A 3,939-nucleotide genomic window follows, 5' to 3' on the forward strand; every position below is an offset into this window, starting at 1 on the left:
GAATATTCCTGGTTATCTAGGACAGCCCCAAAATTTAGTGCCACAAAAACCTGCACCAGGAACAAAAAATCATCCAAATGCGCCTAAATTGGTGGATATAAACAAACCTGGTTTCGCTATAGAATTACCTGAAGTATGGAATGAGAGATTAGAAAAAGGATCTAGTAAAGGGCGGGTAATGTCTCAAGATGAATTTTTTAAGGAGTTTGGCAATTATGAGAAAGACTAAACATTTTACATCGGAATTTTTAAATAATATTTTTAGATATAACCAATGCGTATCAATATTTGTCTATCGTAAAAAAATATTCTATTTAATTGATGAAAAACATAATTTCGAATTAAATGCAAAAATATCTTTTGATTCCTATTTAGATATTGGAATGATAACAAAAGAGCAATACGATAATGAATATAAAGGATACCGCAATGGAATTTGGCAACTAACCAAAGATAACTTCGAACACTATCTTGAATCAGATAGCGTCATGATCTTTGAAAAAGATGAATTAAAAGAACTTCTGTTTTACGGGTTTTCTGATGAAGAAATTGTCCGACTATATTCTGTAGTCGAAAACAAACTATCATACAATGACCCTATTTCCCATTCTGTGCCGGGAAGCGATTTTTTAAAAATCAATCAGATTTCATCCAGATTACCTTTGTTCTATATCAATTTTGATACGGAAGTTTATCTGCATATGGATTGGGACAGATGTCATGAGGATTATGTGTATGACGGTTGGTTTGCAAAAGCCATGGATTTCGGCTATTTAATCCCTGATGAGTTTTGTTATTGGAAAATAGGCGGGCGGGATTATTGGAAATTCAGGCAATTATAACCAGTAAACATACTGGCAGATAATTATCGCCTGCACATACCCACTCCATAAGGTGTAGGAAATCGTCACGTTGTTTACACTTTTTCTACGGCGGACAGCTTTTGTTTTTGCTTGAATGATTCTTAAGCAGCTATCCGTCATTATCAAGAACAGAGCGGGTTCCCCGTGTCTATCGACATTCTTGACAATGCCGGATAGCTGCTCAAACGGGTCTTCAAGCAAAAGCCGAAAGTGTAAACAACGCTGTTGATTTCCACACAAAGGCAGCCTGAAAGTTATGCTACATATATATAATCAGGGCAACATTTTATGATTTAACGGTTTTAAATCATTTATTTGCAAAAGGTGAACGTTTTTTGGAGGTTACCGATAGGAAATTTATCGAATGGTTTGCCAAAGAGTAGTATCTTGAAATACTCGAAGCCACCCGCGAACAGCGCAACGAAACCCGGCGCAGCCGCCAGGCCGGCTGGAACGCCGGCGTCGCCCTCTCCGTCGGCAACGGCCTCAGCCTCGGCTTCACCGGCGGCGGCAACTACGGCCGGGGCAAAGGCGATGGCGAGAGCACCCCCTACCGCCACAGCCACATCGGCAGCAGCCGCAGCCGCACCGAACTCGTCAGCGGCGCCGACACCACCATCCACGGCGCCCGGGTGGAAGGCAAAGGCATCGGCCTGACCGCCCGCAACCTCAACATCATCACCCCGCAAGACAGCGAACGCTACCGCGGCAAACAATTCCACGGCAACGTCCAAATCACCGTCGGCTACGGCTTCTCCGGCAACGCCGAATACAGCCAAAGCAAAACCGACGCCGACCACCTCAGCGCCAGCGAACAATCCGGCCTGTATGCCGGCGACGACGGCTTTCAGGTAGCCGTATCCCGCCATACCGAGCTCAACGGCGGCCTCATCGTTTCCAGCCGAAGCGCCGAACAGAACGGCCGCAACCGTTTCCAAACCGGCAGCCTCGGCCAAAGCGACCTGGCCAACCACAGCCGCTACAGCGGCAAGAGCTTCGGCTTCGGCATGAGCGGCGGCATCAACGGCAAGCAGACGCTGCAATTAATGAAATCAACTTTCCGGAGCAGCCACGGAAAATCAGCAGTAACCGAGGTGCGGACAAACCTTCTCCGAATGCGGCGGCACAAAGATCCGGCAGTGATATACCGTATAATTCGCGCACCATAAAGGCAGAATTGGAAGCGAAATATGGCCGGGGAAACGTGACATCCACAACCGTTCCGCCTGCCAATGCACCCAATGTGAGATATGCAGGCAGAAAACATCCTGATAGCGGCGTGGTTTTTGACCATAAAGGATTCCCCATTTTTGATGATATTGCCAAATATGATACCCGCCTTGATCAGAAAGCGTTTTATGCAACTGACCGCAGAGGACAGATGCGGATGGCAACGCGGGATTTGCGCGAACAAATCAATTCTGGAAAAATAAGCCGTTCACAATTCTCACCCGAGCAGCTAAAAGCGATTCAAAGCGGAATGAGCAAAATTCCAGACCACACTTGGCATCATCACCAAGATAGGGGGAGGATGCAGTTAGTAAATGAGAAGCTCCACTCTGATACTGGACATATTGGCGGCGATGCCATACATAAAGGGAAATAAAGTTATGTGGAATATTATAAAAGATAACAATCAAGACTTGAGCTTTGCTATGGACTGTCTTTCCATTGGTGCTATTAGTGTGTCTGAGTTTAAATCATGGTTGGAAATAGTTATACGTGATAATCCGATTGACGATATTCCAGGCTATATATTTGATATATTAGACTCAAACAACATTAAATTAGATATATACAAGATTCTTGGATTTTCTTTATCTACTGTTTTATCAAAACAAGAAAGAAAAGCCGTATATGGCATTGCGTATACTAGAAGACCTGATTATGGTGCAGGTTATGACGTATCTGTTAGCAAATTGGTTGCATTAAAGGCCTTGCAAAGCAATCCCCAAATATTGGAACGTTTCAAGAAGTTCTTTCCTTTTGTTGAGATTTAAGCTGGGCGTTCAGTATCACGGCCAACTTGATCCAAAAGCAGCCTGCACTTACCCGAATAGGGTGCAGGCTGCCTTGAGTATATAGAATAAAAGGAAAGTAAAATGAAATGGGCTATTTATAAAGAAAACAGTGAAGATTTAGGATTCGCGCTTATGTGCCTTGCCTATCAAGCAATCACGATAGAAGAGCTAAAAAAATGGCTTGATATTGTGTTAATGGATACGCCTACTGAAGAATTGCCAAATTATTTTTTTAATTTGGTGGATGCAGATCAGGGGCATATTGCCAATGACATAGGTTATGCTCCAATTAGCAATCTGTCCCGCTATGAAAAATATGCATTAGAAGGCATTGCATACATCAGAAAGGTTCGGTCTTTAAGCGATATGGTGGTCAAAGAAGAAACAGCATTAAAAGCCTTGAAAAACAATCCTCAAATATTGGAACGTTTTAAGAAATTCTTTCCTTTTGTTGAGATTTGAGCTGGAAGTTCAATATCACGGCCAACTTGCTCCAAAAGCAGCCTGCACATATCCCAATAGAGTGCAGGCTGCCTTGAGTATGTAGGATAAAATGAAAGCAAAATGAAATGGAAAATTCACAAGGAAAACAGTGAAGATCTAGGGTTTGCTATATCCTGCTTTTTTAAACGGGCAATTACAATACACTTTTCAGGTAGCCTTTGTCCGGTTGATGTTGCCGTTAGGCGAAGCCATGGGTATTCCATGCCGAATATTTGAAGCCTGCCGTTTTCAGCCAGCCTCTTTGTATTGCTCATTGCGTCTATTTTTTTCAGGTAGCCTTTATCTTCCGACTTAGGGCTACCTGAAAAAAATCCCTCTCATGTTATTCTTCAGCGAATGCTCTTAGCAGCCCATCATCCCACCCCCTCCAACCCTGTTTGAATCCGAACAGGCTACCTGAAATTTTTCAGGTAGCCTTTGTTCCTCCACCCGAAACGGATACAGGCTAGGGCTGATAGTCAAAACTGGCAGAAACCTACAGTCGTAATCGGCCATGCGCCGCTGGAGCAGAACAATGGACAACCCGGACAGCAGCCGCAACCTGCCCCCGC

Annotated in this window: 6 protein-coding genes; all 6 read left to right on the forward strand. The window is 44.0% G+C overall.

Going from position 1 to position 3,939, the window contains the following annotated elements:
* On the forward strand, positions 1 to 229 hold a 229-nt coding region (locus HMPREF2796_RS11295; protein WP_210385329.1), incomplete at its 5' end, for a hypothetical protein.
* Positions 216 to 842, forward strand: a complete 627-nt coding sequence (locus tag HMPREF2796_RS00860; RefSeq protein ID WP_023887371.1) for a hypothetical protein — start codon at positions 216 to 218, stop codon at positions 840 to 842. The genes HMPREF2796_RS11295 and HMPREF2796_RS00860, both read left to right, overlap by 14 nt.
* A 413-nt stretch (positions 843 to 1,255) precedes the next feature.
* The gene (locus tag HMPREF2796_RS00870) at positions 1,256 to 2,032 is read left to right on the forward strand and encodes a hemagglutinin repeat-containing protein (RefSeq protein ID WP_083308603.1); all 777 of its coding nucleotides are present in this window, start codon (positions 1,256 to 1,258) and stop codon (positions 2,030 to 2,032) included.
* Positions 2,033 to 2,142: 110 nt separating this feature from the next.
* Positions 2,143 to 2,469: an HNH endonuclease gene (locus HMPREF2796_RS10655; protein ID WP_083308604.1), complete on the forward strand. Its 327-nt coding sequence runs from the start codon at positions 2,143 to 2,145 to the stop codon at positions 2,467 to 2,469.
* Between the two features lie 4 nt (positions 2,470 to 2,473).
* The gene (locus HMPREF2796_RS00880; RefSeq protein WP_064088901.1) at positions 2,474 to 2,863 is read left to right on the forward strand and encodes a hypothetical protein; all 390 of its coding nucleotides are present in this window, start codon (positions 2,474 to 2,476) and stop codon (positions 2,861 to 2,863) included.
* A 102-nt stretch (positions 2,864 to 2,965) separates the two neighbouring features.
* Positions 2,966 to 3,346 carry a hypothetical protein gene (locus HMPREF2796_RS00885; protein WP_070630248.1) on the forward strand — a complete coding sequence of 127 codons (381 nt, stop codon included), beginning with the start codon at positions 2,966 to 2,968 and terminating at the stop codon, positions 3,344 to 3,346.
* Positions 3,347 to 3,939 lie beyond the last annotated feature (593 nt).

The organism is Eikenella sp. HMSC071B05, assembly GCF_001811325.1.
GTDB classification, from domain to species: Bacteria; Pseudomonadota; Gammaproteobacteria; order Burkholderiales; family Neisseriaceae; genus Eikenella; species Eikenella corrodens.